Origin of the sequence: Phyllobacterium sp. 21LDTY02-6 (assembly GCF_023554255.2) — a bacterium.
Lineage (GTDB): Bacteria > Pseudomonadota > Alphaproteobacteria > Rhizobiales > Rhizobiaceae > Phyllobacterium.
In genome coordinates, this window is sequence record NZ_JAMJWD020000003.1 from 291,320 (window position 1) to 311,224 (window position 19,905).

The 19,905-nt window shown below is 59.2% G+C and carries 14 protein-coding genes; 7 read left to right on the top strand and 7 right to left on the bottom strand.

The window, feature by feature from the left end; genetic code table 11:
• Nucleotides 1-49 precede the first annotated feature (49 nt).
• From tssC to tssA, 3 genes are all read right to left on the bottom strand, one after another.
• Nucleotides 50-1,531 (bottom strand): type VI secretion system contractile sheath large subunit, encoded by a 1,482-nt coding sequence (tssC, locus tag M8997_RS12840; protein WP_250017353.1) that lies wholly within the window; start codon nt 1,529-1,531, stop codon nt 50-52.
• A gap of 25 nt (nt 1,532-1,556) precedes the next feature.
• Entirely contained in the window at nt 1,557-2,072 is a 516-nt protein-coding gene (gene tssB, locus M8997_RS12845) for a type VI secretion system contractile sheath small subunit (protein ID WP_250017351.1), read from the bottom strand.
• 96 nt (nt 2,073-2,168) lie between these two features.
• Entirely contained in the window at nt 2,169-3,224 is a 1,056-nt protein-coding gene (gene tssA, locus M8997_RS12850; RefSeq protein WP_250017831.1) for a type VI secretion system protein TssA, read from the bottom strand.
• Nucleotides 3,225-3,390: 166 nt separating this feature from the next.
• On the opposite strand from tssA, the gene tssH reads away from it, so the two are divergent.
• The 3 genes from tssH (at nt 3,391) to M8997_RS12865 (ending at nt 7,308) form a co-directional block, all read left to right on the top strand.
• The gene (gene tssH, locus M8997_RS12855) at nt 3,391-6,171 is read left to right on the top strand and encodes a type VI secretion system ATPase TssH (protein WP_250017349.1); all 2,781 of its coding nucleotides are present in this window, start codon (nt 3,391-3,393) and stop codon (nt 6,169-6,171) included.
• Nucleotides 6,172-6,216: 45 nt separating this feature from the next.
• Nucleotides 6,217-6,693: a type VI secretion system tube protein Hcp gene (locus tag M8997_RS12860; RefSeq protein WP_250017346.1), complete on the top strand. Its 477-nt coding sequence runs from the start codon at nt 6,217-6,219 to the stop codon at nt 6,691-6,693.
• Between the two features lie 114 nt (nt 6,694-6,807).
• Nucleotides 6,808-7,308, top strand: a complete 501-nt coding sequence (locus M8997_RS12865; RefSeq protein WP_250017344.1) for a hypothetical protein — start codon at nt 6,808-6,810, stop codon at nt 7,306-7,308.
• A 99-nt stretch (nt 7,309-7,407) separates the two neighbouring features.
• Here M8997_RS12865 and M8997_RS12870 read toward each other — a convergent pair whose 3' ends face one another.
• Complete coding sequence (locus M8997_RS12870; protein WP_250017342.1) at nt 7,408-7,821, bottom strand: hypothetical protein; 414 nt, start codon at nt 7,819-7,821, stop codon at nt 7,408-7,410.
• A 3-nt stretch (nt 7,822-7,824) separates the two neighbouring features.
• Complete coding sequence (locus M8997_RS12875) at nt 7,825-8,154, bottom strand: hypothetical protein (protein WP_250017340.1); 330 nt, start codon at nt 8,152-8,154, stop codon at nt 7,825-7,827.
• Between M8997_RS12875 and M8997_RS12880 the strand changes: the two genes are divergently transcribed.
• From M8997_RS12880 to M8997_RS12895, 4 genes are read left to right on the top strand one after another with little or no spacing between them, the layout of a single operon-like run.
• Nucleotides 8,141-9,031 carry a response regulator transcription factor gene (locus M8997_RS12880; protein WP_250017337.1) on the top strand — a complete coding sequence of 297 codons (891 nt, stop codon included), beginning with the start codon at nt 8,141-8,143 and terminating at the stop codon, nt 9,029-9,031. The two genes, M8997_RS12875 and M8997_RS12880, sit on opposite strands and share 14 nt — an antisense overlap.
• On the top strand, nt 9,031-9,741 hold the full coding sequence (locus M8997_RS12885) for an FkbM family methyltransferase (protein ID WP_250017335.1): 711 nt from the start codon (nt 9,031-9,033) through the stop codon (nt 9,739-9,741). The genes M8997_RS12880 and M8997_RS12885 overlap by 1 nt, the downstream gene beginning before the upstream one ends.
• Nucleotides 9,728-10,276, top strand: coding sequence for a hypothetical protein (locus tag M8997_RS12890; protein WP_250017333.1), 549 nt, complete (start codon nt 9,728-9,730; stop codon nt 10,274-10,276). Before M8997_RS12885 ends, M8997_RS12890 begins: the two co-directional genes overlap by 14 nt.
• Before the next feature lie 2 nt (nt 10,277-10,278).
• On the top strand, nt 10,279-11,517 hold the full coding sequence (locus M8997_RS12895; RefSeq protein WP_250017331.1) for a HAMP domain-containing sensor histidine kinase: 1,239 nt from the start codon (nt 10,279-10,281) through the stop codon (nt 11,515-11,517).
• 16 nt (nt 11,518-11,533) lie between these two features.
• Here M8997_RS12895 and M8997_RS12900 read toward each other — a convergent pair whose 3' ends face one another.
• Nucleotides 11,534-11,854, bottom strand: a complete 321-nt coding sequence (locus tag M8997_RS12900) for a helix-turn-helix domain-containing protein (protein ID WP_250017321.1) — start codon at nt 11,852-11,854, stop codon at nt 11,534-11,536.
• A 276-nt stretch (nt 11,855-12,130) separates the two neighbouring features.
• Nucleotides 12,131-19,762, bottom strand: a complete 7,632-nt coding sequence (locus tag M8997_RS12905; protein WP_250017310.1) for an SH3 domain-containing protein — start codon at nt 19,760-19,762, stop codon at nt 12,131-12,133.
• Nucleotides 19,763-19,905 lie beyond the last annotated feature (143 nt).

The following is a 19,905-nucleotide window of genomic DNA, read 5'->3' on the forward strand; positions in this document are numbered from 1 at the left end:
ACAGAATGTTGGGGCACACGCGAGGCCCGGGCCGCGCGTGTGCGCATGCTTAGTTCTTGGCCGGAATGCGGGCGACCATGCGAAGCGAGGTCGTCAGCTCTTCCATCTGCAGCCAAGGGCGCATCCATGCCACCGCATTGTAGGAGCCCGGCTTGCCAGCGACTTCCTGAACCGTGACTTTCGCCTCGCGCAGTGGATACTTGGCTCGCGATTCCTCGCCTGCCTCGTCATTGGCATTGACGTAGTTGGAAATCCACCGGTTGAGCCAGGCCTCGCAATCCTCGGCTTCCATGAAGGAGCCGATCTTGTCACGGCCCATGACCTTCAGGTAGTGGGCAAAGCGCGACGTAGCCATCATGTAGGGCAGTCGAGCCGACACGGCAGCATTGGCCGTTGCTTCCGGCTTGTCGTAGACCTTGGGCTTGTGTGCAGTCTGGGCGCCGAAGAAGACGGCATAGTCCGTGTTCTTGTAGTGGCACAAAGGCAGAAATCCGAGCTTGCCAAGTTCAGCATCGCGGCGGTCGGTAATGCCGACCTCGGTCGGGCATTTCAGATCGAGGTCGCCATCGTCGCTGGAGAAGATGTGCATCGGCAGGTTTTCCACCTTGCCGCCATTCTCGGCACCGCGGATCGCCGTGCACCAGCCATGCCTGGCGAAAGCGTCGGTCAGGCGCGCGCCCATCACATAGGCGGCATTCATCCAGCAATAGTCATTGTGCGGCAGTTCACCGGTCTTCGAACCACCCGTCTCGTCGAAGACGAATTCATCGATCGGGTTGGTCTTGGGGCCATAGGGCATGCGTGCGAGCACGCGCGGCAAGGCAAGCGTGACAAAACGCGAGTCGTCGCTCTCGCGCATCGAGCGCCATTTGGCATATTCCACCGTCTCGAAAATCTTCTCCAGATCGCGCGGCCGGGCAAGGTCGCGGTAATCTTCGAAGCCGAACATGCGCGGACTGGCTGCGGATATGAATGGGGCGAAGGCGGCCGCCGCAATCGACGAGATGCCTTGAAGCAGCTGTACTTCCTCGAACGAATTGTCGAACTCATAGTCGCCGACAAGCGCGCCCATCGGCTCACCGCCGGGCGTGCCGAACTCGTCCTCGTAGATCGACTTGAACAGGCGCGACTGATCGAATTCGACCGCCTTGGAAAGATCCTTCGACAGTTCGCGCTTGGAGGCATTGAGCACGCGAATCTTCAGGTTCACGCTCGTTTCGGTATTCTTCACAAGATAGTGCAGGCCGCGCCAGGTGCCTTCGAGTTTGGTGAATTCGGGCGACTGCATGATGGCCGCCAGCTGGCGCGAAATCGTCTTGTCCAGCTCGGCGATCGCGTTGTTGAGCGTGACGGTCAAATTGCGATCATAGACGACCGTGCCCTTCAGTGCCTGGTCGGTCAGCGTGCGCAGCAGATGCTGTGCACGGTCCGGTTCGGTCTGGCGTGTCGCGGCCACGACCTTGGAGAGAAGGTTTTCCTCTTGCTCGAGTTCAATACCAGCTTCCGGCTTCAGTTGCGTCTTGGCGCTCATCACCCGATCCTTCCCGTTGCTGCGTTCAATTTTTCGGGTCGCGACCGTCGCGACCATCGAGTTCACCGACCAGTTTCTTCAGGTCGCTTTCATTTTGCAGAATGTTTTCGAGCATATTTTCCAGATCCTCGGACCGATCTGCCTTGCTCATCAGGTCGCGGAGCTGGTTGCGGGCGTCCAGCAATGCCTTCAGAGCCGGCACCTGGCTGACGACTGCGCCGGGCTCGAAATCTTCCATGCTTTCGAACTTGAGCGAAACAGCCAGATCCGTTCCATCATCCTGGAGCGTATTCTTGACGGCAATGTTGAGACCGGGTGTCATCCGGCGCATGACGTCGTCGAAATTGTCGCGATCGATCTGCACGAATTTGCGCTCCCCGAAAGGCTTGAGGGGCTGCGTGGGATCGCCTGAAAAGTCACCGAGGACACCGACGACGAATGGCAGTTCCTTCACCACCATTGCGCCTTCGGTCTCGACTTCATACTTGATATGGACTCGCGGCTTGCGAACCCTCTCCAGCTTTTCATGAACACTTGCCATCAAACTCTCCTTCGTGCGCCTAGCGCGATTGTTGGTCCACGTTGCAATAGCCGGTCCTGGCCGACCGGTCCCGCACGGCCGGCGTGAACGCGCCGGTCAATTCCCTTTATTCTCGACGTCGGGTTGAATTCCCGCAGCCGTCATGACAGCCATCCGCACCTGCGGTTCCGGCAACAATTCGGTTAAAAGCTCGGAGAAATCCATGCGGCCGCGCCGCACCAATGTCTCGATCGACATGGAAATGGGCGAATGCGGTTCGGTGACGCGAAAATAGCGCGCGACCGAAAGCAGAACCTCGAATGCCTCTTCCCTCGTGCCGATGGCAACCGCCCGGGCGGAGATCGGCGCAGCTGCCAAAGCCGCGCTGCCATTGCCGTCGGCAATATGCTCTTCCTGTACGGCATCGACCGGTACATCAACGGTGATGCCGCCAAGTACACGGATCGCCGATGCCGCCTCGGCAAGAACATTGCGGGTGTTGGAACTCGGCGGCGCCGTGTCGCCACAGCGACGATCGAGGACCGACACGAGATTGTCGAAGGCGGCCATACATTCATTCAAGATGCCGAGATGGGCTGACATCGCCGCGACGCCCGCCTCGCTCGCGGCCTCATAGAGCGCGTTGCGGCGCCCGGTCTCATTGGCTCGCTGCGCCAGCTGATAATCCCAGAGCGTGTGCTGGCCAAACGGCACGTTCGGCACCAGGGGAGACAGGCGGATTGCCGGGATCAGGGCCCCCTCCCCGCTTATCCCGTTGAGCCCGGCAAGGGGCGCGAGCTTTTCCGCGACATCGTCGTGGCCGATGGAGTGGAGTTCGTCCCAGTAATTGTCCAGCAGCGAGGCAGTTGCGGCAAAAACATCCTTCAACCCTTCAAACCCCCGAAGCCGAAGTTGCGCCTCTGCCAGCCACGCCAGAATTTCGATATCCTTGCTCTGCGAAACAAGGATCTGCAAACCGAGATCATTGACCTCGTGCCAGGATTGCGTGAGACGCACCGGTTCGCCCGGCGCAATGCTTCTTTCCGCGCTGCGTGCCGAGTTACGGGCATCCTTGATCGTGAAGTACAATTCCTTGAATTGCGGGCTTACGCGAATGTCTTCTCCGCATGGAAGACCTGGTCCCAATGGAGAGATGATCTCGCTGACATTCAACTGCACAACAGCCCCAAACTAAATCCACCTAGGTCCTTATTGTGTTGCCGCGTCACGGCCTTGTCAATATTTTATAACACCCTAGTTGTATTTTTTAATAACACCCTAGTTGTATTTTCTGGAGGGCCGAGGTAGACAACGGTCGAGGAACAGGGGGCTTTTGCCAGTGCAGAATATCGATCTCAACCGCCTGATCCGAACGCTGCAACCTGATTTGCGCGTCGGTCTTGAGGCAGCTGCCGGCATTGCTGCACGCAATGCACACGCCTCGGTGGAGATCGCGCACTGGTTGTATGCCTTGCTCGACATCGCGTCCGTAGCGCCCGGCTTCGAGCGGGCGGGCGTGCCTGCCGAGGCACTGCGCCAGGAATTGGGCCTCGCCATCGCGGACATGGCTCGCGAGGACGGAACGCAGCTGACATTGTCCCAGAACGTGCTCACGCTCGCACGCGAGGCATGGCTGATTGCTTCGCTCCAATATGGCCGCACACAGGTCATGCTCGGCGATTTGCTGATGGCGCTTTCAACGGAACAGTCCGTGCGGATCGTCGCCCGCTCCATCGCGCCGTCGCTGCGCGACATCAATCTGAAATCGATCGAGGAAGAGCTGAGTTCCGCGGTGTTGGACGACACCGAACCGGCGTCATTTTCCAGCTCCGAGGCCGGTGCTGCCCCGCACGGCAATGAGTTCCTGCGGCTCTACACTCAGGACATGACGGCCGACGCCCGCGCAGGCCGTATCGATCCCGTGATAGGGCGCGAACGTGAATTGCGACAGGTCATCGATGTCCTGATGCGTCGCCGGCAGAACAATCCGATCCTCGTCGGCGAGGCCGGGGTCGGCAAGACAGCCATCGCAGAGGCGCTCGCCATCGAAATTGCAGCCGGCGCTGTTCCCGACATGCTCAAGCAGGTTCGATTGCTTTCGCTCGATCTCAGCCTGCTGCAGGCGGGGGCTGGCGTGAAAGGCGAGTTCGAACGCAGGCTCCACGGTGTCGTCGATGCGGTGAAAGCCTCTGCCGTTCCCATTATCCTGTTCATCGATGAGGCTCATAGCTTGATCGGCGCTGGCGGACAGGCCGGACAGGGCGATGCTGCCAACATCCTGAAACCTTCCCTGGCGCGTGGCGAGTTGCGTACGATAGCGGCGACCACCTGGAGCGAATACAAACGCTTCATCGAAAAGGATGCCGCCCTCACCCGCCGCTTCCAGACGGTCAAGGTGGACGAACCCGATGAAGAAACCGCCATCCGCATGCTTCGCGGTGTCGCCGGCGCGTTCAAGACACATCACAAGGTTCGTATTCGCGACGAGGCGCTTGCCGCAGCCGTGCGATTGTCGGCGCGCTACATACCGGCGCGGCAGCTGCCCGACAAGGCGATCAGCCTGATCGACACCGCCGCCGCGGCCGTCTCGCTTGGTCGCCAGACCGTCCCCGAGGCACTGACGTCGTTGCGCAAGGAACACGATCTGCTCAGAACCGAGACGGCGTGGCTCGAAAACGAGCCCCAAACAAGCGAAATTCAGGAGCGACGCGCTCAGATCGAAACGAAATCGACGCAACTGGCCGTCGAAATCGATGTCCTGGAAAAGAAATTCGACGAGGAACGTCGCCTTGTTCGCGAGGCCGACCGATTGGAAGCGGTCTTCTCGCCCGACGAGGCAATTGAAACGCAGGAGTCTGCGACGGGCGAAGCGGACGAAAGCAATGTGGCCCAGTTCCCAGGGCATGGGACCACGCCGGACAATGCCCGCATTGCCTTCGCTGCAACCGAGCGCAATCTTCAACGCGTCGCCGGTGAAACCCCGCTGATGCCGCGTGCGGTCGACAAGGAGGTTATCGCGAGCCTCGTTGCTCGCTGGACAGGCATTCCGGTCGGCAAATTGCTTTCCGATCAGGTCGAGACGGTCAAATCGCTGGATGCGCGCCTCAAGCAGCGCGTCGTCGGGCAGGAAGCGGCCATCGAGCGTATCGCCTCGGCCATGCGTGCGGCGCGCGCGGGATTGTCGGACCCGCGCCGACCATCGGCAGTCTTCCTGCTTGTCGGCATGTCTGGCACCGGCAAGACGGAGACAGCGCTTTCCCTCGCCGATCTGCTCTATGGCGGCAGCCAGTACCTGACGACGATCAACATGTCGGAGTTCAAGGAAGAGCACAAGATATCGATGCTCCTCGGTTCTCCGCCCGGCTATGTCGGTTATGGCGAGGGCGGGGTTCTCACCGAGGCCGTTCGCCGTCGGCCCTATGGCGTGCTTCTGCTCGATGAAATCGACAAGGCGCATACCGGCGTACAGGAAATTTTCTATCAGGTCTTCGACAAGGGAACGTTGCGAGACGGCGAAGGCCGCGACATAGACTTCAAGAACACCACGATCGTCATGACAGCCAATACCGGCTCGGAACTGCTGGCCGCGCTGGCCGCCGATCCTGATACCATGCCGGACGCCGCAGCACTCGAGACACTCCTGCTGCCGGAACTGCAAAAACACTTCAAACCTGCATTCCTTGGCCGCACGGTCGTTCTGCCATTCATGCCGCTTGGCAAGGACGCCCTGTCGGATATCGTCGATATTCAGATCGATCGCATCCGCGACCGCGTCAACGCCAGCTATGGCACGAAGGTAGGCTTGTCACCTGACGCGCGCGCGGCGCTGATAGCGCGAGCCGTGTCCAGCGAGATGGGCGCGCGCGCCATCGAATCCATGATCGCCCGCGATCTTCTTCCGACGCTTTCGACGTTCTTCCTCGACGCCGTGGCCGAGGGCCGGAAGATCGCGACAATCACGATCGGCTATGACGACCACCGCTTCAGCATCGATGCCGACCCTGCGGTCGGCATGAAGGAATTCGCCGGGTTGGACGACCAGCTGGCGGATAGAGCAGCCCCGAATGGAGGCAAAAACCATTCGGATGCGGCAACGACCCGAAAGGCAAAGGTGCCTTGATACCACTCAGGAAAAAATCAACCACCAACAGGAGAGACCACAACCGTGCCGATTTACCTTCAGATTGATGGCATCCAGGGGGACGCCACCCAGGAACAGCACCGCAAGTGGATGGACATCGAAGCGATCCACTGGAATGTTTCGCGCAATATGAACACGTCGGCCGGTTCGGCCGCCAACCGCGAAGCTTCCGAGCCCACCGTTTCGGAAGTCATTTTGACCAAGGTCAGCGATTCTTCCTCGACCAAGCTTTTCCAGGAGGCCTGCTCGGGCCGCACCGGCAAGCGCGCGGTCATTCATCTGGTCACCACCGGCAATCCCGGCGAGACCTATATCGAATATTCGCTGACCAATACGCTGCTCGCCAGCTACTCGATTGATTCCAACGGCGACCGTCCGGTCGAAACAATCAAGCTGAACTTCACCAAGCTGGAAGTGAAATACACGCCGTTCGACGAGAACCAGTCGCCGCAGTCGCCGCTGATCGCATCTTACGATCTCGCGACAACCAAAGCGGCCTGAGGCCGATCATTCCAAGACCAGGTGCCGCGGCTGCGCGGCATCTTCTCGCCTTTCCGCCAACCCGGCGGATCGGCGACCGTTGAAGAATGAACCCGTTTTCCGCAGGGAGCCGTCATGCCTAATTTTAATGTCACAACGTCGCAATTTCGCGTCCGACCGGTCAGCCAGAACGAACTGCCGCCGGTACAGAGCATGCGCCGCGGTCCTAGCCTCGAATATCTGACCTATGCCAATGGTCCGCGCCAATACAACAGCCGGATGGCCGCGGGCGCGGGCGTCGCTGCTGCGGTTTCCTATATCGCCGGCGGTATCAATGAAGCGTCGCTCAGTGTGTGGCTGAAGAACTGGTTGAAGGCCAATCAAGGCAAGATCAATCAGCAACTGCTGCGCAACCAGCATTCCGTCTTTGTCGTGCAGGTCAATTATGCCGTCGCTAATTCGTTCGGCAATCAGATGTTCCTGTCGCGCGATATCCATCTGCTTGGCACGGTTCCAACGACAAAGGACGTCGGCACAATCCTGACGCCCGATGTTCTTTATGGACCGCAAGCGGATGCAATCCCCAATTACGCGACGAAATTCCAATATGCCTATCTGGTGGGCGAGCGCCTCTGATCGAGATGACGGGGCCTCGCTTGCATGGATTGACGACAAGCCTTGGAGCGATTCCGATATCGCGGACTACGAGAAAAACACCAAGCTCATCATACCCGATCAGCTTCGCCTTGCCGATGTCATCGGCCTATTGGAGCGGAGATCGTCAAACTGCAGGAGGATAGAAGCCATCTTGGTCGTTGGGCGGCATTTTTTGTGAACGGCATTTCGCAATGACTCGTGCTCGGGGAGCGATGAATTGAGTCCCATCTTCGCGAGATGTGCGTCGACCGCTCTGCGGGCCAGGAAAAATGACAGGCGCCATCTCGTCATGATTTCCCGATGAATGCCTTCCGCCCGCGCCCAGCACGCTCGTTTTTTCGCCGCATCCGCGCTTTTCTCCAAGTCATCGAGGCATGATTGCAGCCTGTCGAAGAGAACGATGAGCGGCCTGATCTTCGCTCTGAAAACCGCATCGGCTCCCGTGAACAATCCTGTATTTGCCTCGGGATCGAAAAGTGTCCAGTCGGGCATTGGCTATGCGCACCTCGATCGCTGCTTTTTCCGGGAAGCTGCCATCGCCGGAAACTCCAGCGATCTCATCAGCATGTCGATTTCGGATTTATCCGGTTCTTCCTCGTGCAGGAACGATCGCACATGTCTTGCCTTCGCCGCAACGTCTTCCATCGTTTTGACCGGGTGGCTGAAAAAGGCGGCGCGCGCGTGCTGCTCGGCAATTTCTGCTGCGAGCAGGCGTTGCTCCAGTTTCGAGCACTCCTCTCCGGCCAGGCTTGCTTCCTCACAGCGCTCGATCAGCGATTCGTGTTGCTTCAGCGCGGTCTTGTGGCGTCGGATGACCTCCAGCATCGATTGCTGCCCGTCAGCAGCCTTAGTGCCAATCCTGTTTGTGGCGACAAGCGCTAATGACATGCTTTTCCTCACCCTGCAGATTTTCTCATTGTCTCGCGACAGTAATTCGAAGAGATTATGTGAAACAGGGACAGTGCTGTCCCTGTTTGACTTCGCATCGCCGAGCACTTCCATTTGGATGGTGCAGGCTATACGGTTCGGTATCGGCAATATGAGCTCAGCGATGTTGGGAACTCAGTCAAAACATGTGCAGAACGTGCTGATTATCGAGGATCAGCATTTGATGAGGACCATTCTCGTCGATGAATTGAAGGGCGCATTGACAACATGTTTTGTCCAGGGCGCCGCCAACATGTCCCAGGCCATGGATATGCTGGAAACTAATCTCTTCGATCTAGTCATCATCGATCCCGGCCTGCCAGGATTTGATCCTCGATCGCAATCCGACCGCCTCGCGGTTGTGCAGACCATCGTCGAAATGTCACCGAATGCCATTCACTTTGTCATTACGGGCTCCGATTCTGACGAGGAATGGCGGGCTATGCAGAAACTTGGCGTATCCGCATACCTTGCCAAGAACCACATCCGGCCTGGATCAATGATCGAGGTCCTGGACGATTTTGCCAATGAGGGTTTGAGCGTGCGATTTGCCGACGAGGCAATGGCACCTCCGGAATTCGTCTATTCCGGACTGACGCCTCGCGAACAGGAACTTATCAACTGGATGCGACAACGTCCGGAAGGCAAGAGCCGGCGCCAGATTTATGAGGAACTCGGCCATCGCATCGGCATTGATCCCGATTCTGCGGAAAAATACTATAAACGCGCCCGTGCGAAGCTCTTGAAGACCGGAATATTGCCGAAAGGATTATGATGAAGAACACGCTCCATTTGCACGGTATAGACGTCCCGATCATGCCCGACGAAGTGTCCGACATCATATGGTCGGCGCTGCGCGATGGCAGCTACGAAGCAAAAGAAGCACGATGGGCGGTGAAGGCCGCACGGCCCAAGGACCGTATTCTTGAACTCGGCAGTGGCATTGGCGTGATCACGTCCCTGTTGGCGGCAGTCGACGGCACGCAGGTCATGGCGTTCGAGGCCAACCCGCATACCGTCACGCTGGCCGAAAAAGTCATCAGGGCGAACAACCGCAACAATGTGGAATTGAGACAGGGCTTGCTGACAGCCGGCCCGCCGCAAGATTTCACCTTCTATGTGCGGGAAGATCTGTGGATGTCGTCATTGCTTGAGCATCAGGGCCCCTATCTCAAGACCATCAAGATACAATCCACGAATATTGACGAGTTCATCCGTCAGGCGAATATCGACCTTATCGTCATGGATATCGAGGGTGCCGAGCTGGATTTGCTCAAGGGCGCCGAGTTGCCAGGCGTCGAGAGGGTCTTTCTGGAGTTCCATGACCATCTTTATGGTCTGGAAGGCATCCGGCATCTCACGAGCGCCATGGCAGACAAAGGATTTGCCTATGATCCGCGGGGGTCGAGCGGCCCTTGCGTGCTTTTTTCCCGCAATACGGATCCACGCAGCTATGAGGCGGAGGACATCCATGCGGCTGCCTAGATTTCTTCCGGCCGCGCTTTGCATTGTTGCGCTCACCGCCATTCCGGCCTTTGCGGCAGGGACCGATCCGGCGGAAGTCCATATCGAACGTCAGCCCGGGGAACCATCGGTCTCGTATTCTCTTGAGCAGCTGCGGCAGGATTTTCCGCAACATATGATCGAAACGGCCACGCCATGGAGCAAGGGTGGCGAAAAGTTCCAATATCGGGGGCCACGCCTCAAGGACATCATCGCAAAGAACGGCATAGACGGTCGCGCCGCCGTCGAGGTGACCGCTTTCGACAATTATATCACCAAGATAACAAACGAGGAGATCAGCACATACTCGCCCATACTGGCCGTGGAGAGAGCCTGTACCGAAGCGGACAGATCAAGCGATGGTTGCAGTTCCGGCCAGGATTACAAGCCGCTCTCGCTGGATGATGGCGGGCCCTATTACATTATCTGGCCATTGGAACAGCTCCCGAAGGCCTATGTACCCGGCCGCAACTCGATCTGGGTCTGGTTTGTCGTCAAGATGCGGGCGGCCGACTAGACATGAACTGGCGGAAATACATAACCGCGGCCCTTTACGGAGCGCTACTGCTCGGTGCTGGCTTTTGTCTCTTGTCGTTCCTGCGTGCCGACAATTACCGCGTGCAGACAGACGAGATCATGAGCCAGACCTTCGAGATTCAGGATCGGGCGTCACAGGCCCGGGAAAAACTCGCCAATATCAAAGGGTATCTGATCGTTGCAGTAGCAACGCAACAACCCCAGCCGCGGCTCCTGGCGGAAACCATGCTGCTGTCCTTCAATCTGAAAGCCTTGGCGAAGTTGGACTACGTCGATCGCTTCCTCGACGTTCCCGAACTGGATGTATTGCACCGTACCGTCGCCGCCATCGAAACTTCGCTCTTGCCGCATATCAAGGCGAACGATCAGCTAAAAGAGGCTCTCGAATCGATCCCGACGTTCGAAGCCGATATTTTCCGCATTTCGGGCGCTACGCTGGCCCACAGCCTGACATTGCGAGCCACGGCAGCCATCGAGGCGAATGCGATGCGCAACAAGCTTCTTTTCGCCTGCGCTCTTCTCGTCCTGGGAGTTGCGTTTCTTTTGATTTTTCAAAGGAGCCTGCTTGCCCGGCGCAAGGACGAGCACGTCCGGTCCTTTGCGTCCCTGTTCGCACATATGACCCGTTCGCGCATCGCGGCATTGCGGCTGTTTCTCGATTATCTTGCCGAAGACCGGCTTCCTTCCCCCGGATCCGTCGAGGCGGCGCGCAGCACGATCGCGGAACTGGACAGTATCAATGAAGGCATGATGACGATGGGGCATGCGAAAGTCGGATCCAAGACGACCACCCTCGGGGAATTGCTCGTAGATATCGAAAAAAACTGCCCGCTCGAACTGCAAATGGAAATCGACGAGGAAGCGAACGCAGCTGTCGTCCCCGCCTCGCAATTTCACCTGCTCATCGATGAACTCGTGGGTAATGCAGTCAATGCGGTTGCTGGATCGAATGACCCCCGGATTACGATCAAGGCAGAGTTAAAGCGCCGCCTCTGGCGCCGCACTCAGCTGATTACCACAGTATCCGACAATGGAGTCGGCATGACGTCGTCGTTTCTTGTCAGGGCCCATGAGCCGTTTTTTTCGACGAAAGCCGGTGTTCATGTCGGTCTCGGGCTCACAAACTGCGTCAGTCTGGTAAAAACCATGGCAGGAAAACTCAAGATCACTTCGGCAGCCGGTCTAGGGACGACGGTCCGCATAACCTATGTACTGAGGTGACGAGCCCAAGCGGCCGCTATGTGGTGCTTTCGTCGGGATTCTTAAGCTGGGTAAAGGCACCCTTCGGCATTTCAGTGGAATCATCGGCCCTGAGACCAATGAGATCGACCACCGTCACGTCCAATTCCCGGCAGAAAGAATATAACAGGCTCAGGGAAATATTCGCCTGACCACGCATGATCTTTGTCATGTAGGTATTGGAGACGCCGACATGTTTTGCCAGATCCTTCAGCTTGAACAGACGGTTCCTCCGCATTTCATTCAAGACGGCTGCCAGCCGCGTCTGAAAAATAGCCAACTCAACACTTTGTTCGAGTTGCCCCTTGTATCTAGGCATCTATTTTCCTTCTTTGTCCGACACGCACTTCGGTTTATTTCACCAGAGTCATGATTCGTGAGATGATGACTCTTTCCCGGCCGAAAAGAAAGCGCGGCAACAATCAAGCCGCCATATTTACCCAGCCAACAATTTTGACGGGTTGTCGCGGATTGAATCGCGAAAAGCAGAGAGCTTGCGGACAGTTGAGGATCAAGTGCTACCGCATCGGCATCGTCGGCAACCGCAATCGCGTTCAGGATTGCAGCGGCCCCAAGGGTCGGTTCAAGGGTCGGTTCATGCCGTATGAGAAGTGATATATTCGCTCGCCACCCAGCCTGTGGCCGGAGCGCCATCCTGCCCGACACCTTCGACCGGAGTCCAGCGCCTGCCGTCTGCGTCTGTCTCCACTTCGCCGATCTGGTCAAGAACGGTGCCGGGCGAGAAAGCGGTCACAATCATAGCGTCGGCATCGGGCTCCGACCTCAGATTGAGCCCAATCGCGGGCTCCACCATGAACTGCGAATAGGTTGGAGCCGGCTCCGGCCGCATTTGCGGCGCGCCCATTTCCCAAGGCTGCGTCAGGTTCGGGTCGGAGGGCGCAGGCGTGGAACTGTCGGCGATTGGCGGCAGCGGTACGGGATCAGCGGACGGCGCCAAGATTGTGGACGGGCCTGGCGCCTCGGTTGGCAAATCCGGCTCGTCGGCGTTCTGCGGATCGTCCTTCGTGAGCAGGGTGGTCACAACGCCCCCAGCCCCCACAAGACCGACGAAGCCAGCGGCAAATTTCGAACGATCCCAACGTTTGTTGCTGGCTTCGAGCTCGTCGGCACCCTGTTTGTCCGTCGGGTGCGGCATATTCCAGACACGTTCTGTACGGATGCCCCGGATGATGCTCTCGGTGTTCGCCAGGCTGATCAACGCGCCGGCCCCGAAGGCCACTGGATTGTCCGGATTGTTCACCATGATGTTCACGCCGACGCCAACGGCGGCCGGATCGGTAACACGGGTCGACCATGTTCGTAACATGGTCTGGCCGGTGACAGACCGGATCATGCCCTTGGGCGAATTGAGAAAATTGGTCGCCAGCGATGGCGCCGATGCTGCCGGGTTTTGCAAGCCCGCTTGGCCTGTTGCCAGGTAGCTGGCACCAGCGACGCCGTTCAGAATACGTCCCAGCATCGTATTGTCGTAAGTGGCATTCTTGAACATGCCCTGGGCGGCCGTGACACTGCCTCGCACGAGGAGACCGGCAGCAGCCACCGGCGCACTCAACTCGGGAGGAAGCGTAGCATGGACGAGGCCGATACCCGCCGTCGTGCCGGTGGCGAAGCTGGCGAAGTAGCCCAGTTCCCGCTTTTTCGCCGCCTTCAACGTGTCGCGGAACAATTGTGCCTGCTCGTTAGTAAGGCTCCCATTGCGCGACTTGAGCAGCGCCTTCTGTTCCCGGGCGCTGAGCGTGGCCTTCTGCGTCTCCGTAAGTGTGTTCTTGTTGGTATTGCGCAGCGACAATACCTGTTCGGTGCTGAGTGCCGCGCGCTGCCTCGGCGTCATCCACGTGAACTGCTCGGCGCTGAACTTTCGTATATGATCCGCACGCATGCGCCCAAGCTGCACAGGATCGATTGCCGCAACCTGTTCAGGCGATAGCGACCGTATCTGCTCAAAGCTCAATGCCTTCAGCTTATCGGCCGAATAGTCGCTGATATACTGGACGTCCTGGCGGCCGATCGCATCCGGATGGATCTTCGAAAGCGCCTTGTCGGGGATTCGCGCGTAATGATCCTCGCTGACCAGGACGAGCTGCTCGCTGGTCAGGGCCTTGCCCTGCGCCTCGTTGAGACTGCTCCATTGATCATCGCTGAACCGGCTCAACTGTTCGGCACTCATCGCCTTGATCTGGTCGACGCTCAAGCGCGAGACCTGCCGCGGCGAAAGCGCTTCGATCTGGGCCGTATTCCATTGAGCGACGCCCGCGGGATCGAGCTTGCCTATCTTGCCGGGAGCGATCCCTTCAAGGCGCTCAGGGGAAAGCATGGCGACTTGTTCCGCACTGAGCGCCCACAGCTGTCTGCTGTCCAGCGCCTTAAGCTGGTCGGGCGACAATGAAATGTCCTCATCGTGCCCCGCCGGCGCTTCGTTGCCTGCTGCAACATCGACCGCGCCATCCGTCCCGCTCTCCGGCGACGTGGCCGCATTCGGTTCAGCCGCCGGCTCCAGCGCGGCCAGTGGCGGGGAGGCTTCTATCGCAAGGTATCCTTCCGGCGCATTCGCGACCGGTGTCACCTTTTGCGTCGCCGCAGGTTGGGTTTCCGAGCGGCCCGGCAGACGCGCATCACCCAGGGCAACGACGACAGGCCCATCGGCATCCGTGATCAGCACGCCAAGCTTGCCGCTGTTACGCAGGGCCGATGCTGTCGGCACGACCCCGTCCGCCCCTGGCCGATACACATAGTTCGGATTAAGGCGGATCATGTCGGATGAACCCCGACCGAGCGACGGATCCAGCCTGGCCGCGATCAGGTTGTTGTCGGGACCGGGCACATATGTTGATCCATCCACAAGTGGAGGAACGCGCCCGTAAATATTGGCAGGTATGCGGGCCGCATTGAGCGCTGTCAGCAAGGCCGGGCTTGGAGGGGCGTCGATGAAAATCCAGCGTGGCAGATAATCCGAACGCGCATCGCGAAGCGCGATATCCGCATTGATCTGTTCCTGGATATGACTGCTGAGCGGCACCTCCTGGCGCTCGTTCCCGTTGCCCCGATTTGCCCAAAGCCGCCAATTCTTGACTTCAAGCGCCTGGATGATCTGCGTCCAGCGGTTTTCTACCGCCGCATCGACATCCCGGCGGGAGCGAACTTTCAGGCCTGTATTCTGTGGCACGGCGAAGCTCGCATCAGTGCCGTCGAGAATGTTGTGTTCCGACGAATTGTGGAGTCGTCTTATATAGGTCTCGGCTGCCGCACCACGCTCTGCGGTAGACATATGGAATAGCTGATCCAGCGTAAACTCGTTGACGGGCGCTGCCTCGATTGCGAGACGGTTGGGTGCGGCATCAATTGCAGGCTGGCCTGTCGACGCACTGCCGGGTGCATCCTCCTCCACGATGATGACCGGTTCGGACTCGTCGCCGCCCCGGCCACTGCCGCCGGCATCTATCGTTTCTCCTGCGATGAGAGATCCGTCCGCACCCAGATCGACCACCTCCCCGGTTGGGTGGTAGACCCCATCCGGGCCCAGTTCATGGACGGCCGCTGGTCGCACCATTGCAGGATCAAGGGCCGGAGCACCTGCCCCCTGGGCAGCCTCTGGTACCGGCAACAAAAGCCTGTCGGCCACAAGTGCCTCAGGTACTGCCCGGGACGCCTCACCTGATGGCGCCGTGGTTCCGGGCGCCCCGCTACTGCCAGGAACGGTACTGCCAGGAACCACGCGAAGGCCGCGTATACCCATGCCCGTTCCCAGCACACCGACGCCAAGATTGGCCAGAGCGCCGGCGAGCTCCAGCCCGCTCATCTCGCCGCCATTGACGGCAAGATCGTAACCCGAAACAACGAGCGCCGGTGTGCCGGATGCCAGCGAAGCAACGTCGGCGCCATAGGCGATACGATTTGTCATCGCTCCCGAACCCATGAAACCCGCGACGTCGTCCGCATAGGCGCTGTTCCTGCCAACCGCACCAATGCTCGCCATTGCGGCCGTTCCACCCGGCAGGCCCGCGCGCACCATACCGATGGTACGCAGAACCCCCGAGGCCCCGGGCAGAACAGCGGTCGTCGCACCGACCATGTTCATGACGGACTGAGTATCGTTCCACTCGCCGCCATGCGAGATATGCTCATATTGATTGGCGACCGCCCGGCCTCCAAGATAGAAGCCGCCGGCAATAGCGATGGGTGCCGCAACGACGTTGACGCCCGGAATGAACGAACCGACAGTGGCAACGGCGGTAATCACGCCGACTGCTGGATCGACCGTCGATTCCAGGAACGACATGTTCCGGGCCTGCCCGGCATCGATATTGACCTGGCCGTCTTCACCAGCCGTCATATCGAAATTCTCGGCGAAAACGATCCGGCCTTCTTCGCTGAACTGGTCGTTATGGTCCTGGAAATCCTCGACACTGGTAAATGTCTTGCCGGTGATGTCGATGTAGACCGTCTCGCCGTCACTATTGTGTACGGCGAACAGCATCGTTTGCGTCGTGCCGTTCCTGTCGACATGGAATATCGGCGACATTGCGAGTTCCGGATTCTCGCCGCCCTCCTCCTGGATTGCCTCCGTTACCGAGTCGATGATCTCGGCATGCTGCTCATCTTCCGGGTCGAGTCCGAGGGCATCGGCCACGGTCTGATCCAGGTCGCCGCTGCTGACCGGATTGAAGGAGCCATCATAACCCTGCTCGTGGAATGCCTGAAACTGATGCTGGAAATTTGCGTCGAGGGCATTCCCCTCGTCGCCTGTCAGCGCCTCATAATCGGCGTTGTCGGCTGCGTAATAATTATACGGGTTGCTGGCGTCGTCGCGGTGCCTTCCCGCCCAGCCATTCAGATAGTCTTGATAACCCTGCAAGGAACCGATCTGCGTCTCGGACTCCTGTATCTGCAGAGCAACAAGGGCGAGCTCCGGCGCGACCCAGCGTTCTTCCGTTTCGCCGTCGCCATCCACGTCAAGCGCGAGCCTGACCGGCGCGCCAGCCTCGATCACGCCATCCCAGTTTCCCGCCTCGATCTGTTCCTTGGCCTCGGGGGTGACAAGAATGTCCTGCCCGGCGACTTCCACTGTCACCGGCTCGATCCCGTCCGGGAACGCACCTTCGGGAAGCTCTGCGGTACCCGGGCCGTGTTCGGTGAGCAGCGTGTCGTAGGCCGCATTAAGGTCAGTCAGGTCTGTCTGATATTGTTCTATGGTTGCATCGAGTTGGCCTGCCTGCAATTCACCCCATCTGGCAGCAGCATTCTCGCGGGCTGTTATGAAGCTGCCCCCATGGACACCTTCGCCTTGACCGTCAGCATGATGTGCGTTCCACGCATCGTTCAGGTCCGCGTTGATCCAGTCGGGCGGCGTCTCGTTCTCGGTACCGAATACGCTCAGGCGGATCGATTGACCGCTCGTAACATTGGCCTGGGCACGGTCAGATCCGTATTCCGCCTCGAATGTCGCCTCATCATAGTAGAGATCCAGCATCCCCTGCCCTTCGGCGGTGGCGTAGACCGTGACATAAGTGGGCGTATCACCGGAAGTGCTGTTCCATTCGTCAAACATTTGACGCAGCTGCTGCGCGGTTTCCGCTTCGTAATTGCGCAGCTCGCTCTCGGCATCGAGATATTGCGAGTAAGCTTCGGCGAGCTCTGCCCTTGTAGCAAACCCCTCCTGCATATCGAGCAGCGCTTGATGTTCAGGGCTGTTCGCATCGATGCCGGCCGCCTCATTGCGCATGACGGCCAGATCGATCGACCCCCGATCACCCTGGGCAATCAACTGATTATACTGGCCGAAGAGCGCCTCAGTATCCGCTACCTGGGCCCGATAATTGGCGTATTCCTCATTCTGATAGGCATCGGTCCAGGTTTGGGTGCCTTCGACTTGATCCAGATTGTCAGCGCCTGGCGCTTCGACCGGCGTCGTCGTGCTCAGCACATTGTTCGCTTCAATCGCTTCATCGAGAACAGAATTGGCTTCCTCATAGAGGCCTGCCACCTCCGATGCCTCATCCCGAATTGCCTCTGCCTCGTCCAGACGCGCCTGCGCATCCTCGGCTGTCATGTCGGGCCGTCCCAGGGTCACCTCATAGCCGTGGGGATTGAGTCTCTCGTTCAGGAGGTCCTCGGCGCCTTCCCGCGCCTCATTATAGGCTGGATCGAGTGCATAGACATCGGCCTGCGCGCCGCCAACGTCGATCATGCTGGACAATTCGCCGAGTTTGGACATCGCGGCCGCGTCATCGGTAAGCGCATCCGCGACTTCCGGCGCAACCCAGCGGTAAGTCCCTTGCCAGTCGATGGGCACCCAGTTGCCGGGCACGTCCTCGGGGCGCTCGCCAACGGGGTCGGGAACGCCATCCTCGTCGACCGAAGGTTGGGCCATCACCCCCGATCCGTATTCGTCGACGGCGGCTCTCGTATTCGCCGATACGAGACCAAGGCCTTCGACTTCCTGCAGATCGAGGTCCTGCTGGATCTGCAGCGCCGCCTCGCTGGCAAAATATGAGTCAAGCTGGTTGAGCGTGACCTCCGCCTGCATCGCCTCTTCCGGATCGTCGCTGTTGCGATCGACCTCCGTCACGAGCAGAGCCATGTCCGCACCGGCGCTGCCCTCCTCGAACGTGACGCTGTAATTGTCCTCGAGATTATTGACGGTGACTTCGCCGTTCGGGGCGGTCGTGACTTCATATCCGTTGAAGGTAACTGCAACCGTCGTCTCGACCGGATCGTTCACCATCACGATTTCGCCGGGATTGATGAAATCGGGATCGCGCCCCGCGAAGAACCCGGGATTGAGCTCCTGGAGCTCATCGAGCGTCATCCCGTTCGCTTCCGCGATCGCTGTGAGGTTGTCGCCTTCCTCTACCACATATTCGTTCGGCTCACCGTCGCCCTGGATATCGTCGGTCTTCACCGTTTCGCGTCCATCGGCGTCGATGGTTGTGGTGGTCATTATCTGGTTGACGGAATCGAAGACGACCTCTTCGACCTCGCCTGTGCTGGTATTCTCCGTACGGTCCGTGACGACGCCATCGCCGGTTTCGGAATGCGTGGTCACCATGTCGCCATCAGTGGACGTGGTCGTCGTCACATCGTGTTGCCAATCGCGCGTGTAGGCGATTTCCTCGCCCGTGTGGGCGTTGGTCAGCGTCGTGTTCTGCACGTCGCCATTGTCACTGGACGGGTCGGTCGTCTCCACCGTATAGCCGGCGGCCTGCAACTCCGCACGGACCTGTTCGGGCGTAAGCTCGCGGTTCTCGGCAATCTGGTCGATCGACTGGCCCTCGGCCAGGGCGTCCTGGATTGCCTGGGTCGATTGACCGCCCGGGTCCTGGCTCGAATCCAGGGTAATCGGCTGGCCGCCCGGAACCGTCACCGTCGTGATCGGCACTATCCCGGCTCCGGTTGCATCGGTGCCGTTGACGACCGTTTCGACCGAGGTGCCGTCGGGCATCAGGATGTCCTCGGTGACGGTCCCGTCGCCAAGGTCGTCCTCATAGATCGTGGACGTCTGCCCGGTCTCGGCGTCATAGCTCGTGCTCATCGCCCGGCCACTGCCGTCGCGCATCGGCGTTTCGTCGACCGGTTCTCCGTCCGCGCCCGTTAATTCGGTGTGATAGGCATCATGCTGGTAATCGTAATACTCGCTGACCGTTTCGCCGTTTGCCAGTGTGACGGCGGTGGTTTGGACGTCCCCGTTGTCACTGGTCGGCGCGTTTTCGTCGACGGTCATGCCGCCTGATTCCAGCGTATCGAGTATCTGCTGACGCGTCAGGCCGCGATCTTCGGCAATCTGGTCGATGCTCTGTCCGGACGTCATCTGGTCGACGATGGCGGAAGCTTCCGTTTCGTCTGCTTCTTCCGCCGATACCGGCACGTTGTTCGTCGGAATATATGGCGGCGGCGTGTCGTTTTCCTGCGGCACGGTGATGCCATTGAGAAGGAAGTCCGCCGGATTGATGCCTGACGTCAAGGCGAGAGGTGCCGTACTTGTCTGCTGGCCGAAGGGCAGCGTCTGCGAGGCATTCCTGCTGGCTGGAGTTGTCTGCTGGCGGGCAGGCGCGGGAGTGAAGACAGACTGTGGAGCGGCGGGTGCCGGAGAAGGCGACGGCGACTTGGTCACCGCCTTTGCCGCTGTCTTGGCGGCCGTCACGGCGGCAGACCATGCAACGGCTTCAACAGCAGCGCGGGCGGGATTGGCAATCTTGATCGGACGTTGCATGCAGGATCCGGACTTTTTGCTCAGAGCGTGTTTTCACTCAGCTTCTGCAGCGCTCACCGAAAACGACAGCGAAACTGTGGCTTGGCCTCCAATCATTCGCGCAGCGGCCTGAACCAGCCGCCGACTACCTTGAGAATACGGGA

What these genes read in the sequence shown, in the direction of transcription:
- M8997_RS12880 (WP_250017337.1), top strand. Translation starts at nt 8,141, where the DNA reads ATGACCTCCAGCATCGATTGCTGCCCGTCAGCAGCCTTAGTGCCAATC.
- M8997_RS12890 (WP_250017333.1), top strand. Translation starts at nt 9,728, where the DNA reads ATGCGGCTGCCTAGATTTCTTCCGGCCGCGCTTTGCATTGTTGCGCTC.
- tssB (WP_250017351.1), bottom strand. Translation starts at nt 2,072, where the DNA reads ATGGCAAGTGTTCATGAAAAGCTGGAGAGGGTTCGCAAGCCGCGAGTC.
- M8997_RS12885 (WP_250017335.1), top strand. Translation starts at nt 9,031, where the DNA reads ATGAAGAACACGCTCCATTTGCACGGTATAGACGTCCCGATCATGCCC.
- M8997_RS12865 (WP_250017344.1), top strand. Translation starts at nt 6,808, where the DNA reads ATGCCTAATTTTAATGTCACAACGTCGCAATTTCGCGTCCGACCGGTC.
- M8997_RS12875 (WP_250017340.1), bottom strand. Translation starts at nt 8,154, where the DNA reads ATGCTGGAGGTCATCCGACGCCACAAGACCGCGCTGAAGCAACACGAA.
- M8997_RS12870 (WP_250017342.1), bottom strand. Translation starts at nt 7,821, where the DNA reads ATGCCCGACTGGACACTTTTCGATCCCGAGGCAAATACAGGATTGTTC.
- tssC (WP_250017353.1), bottom strand. Translation starts at nt 1,531, where the DNA reads ATGAGCGCCAAGACGCAACTGAAGCCGGAAGCTGGTATTGAACTCGAG.
- M8997_RS12900 (WP_250017321.1), bottom strand. Translation starts at nt 11,854, where the DNA reads ATGCCTAGATACAAGGGGCAACTCGAACAAAGTGTTGAGTTGGCTATT.
- M8997_RS12895 (WP_250017331.1), top strand. Translation starts at nt 10,279, where the DNA reads ATGAACTGGCGGAAATACATAACCGCGGCCCTTTACGGAGCGCTACTG.
- M8997_RS12905 (WP_250017310.1), bottom strand. Translation starts at nt 19,762, where the DNA reads ATGCAACGTCCGATCAAGATTGCCAATCCCGCCCGCGCTGCTGTTGAA.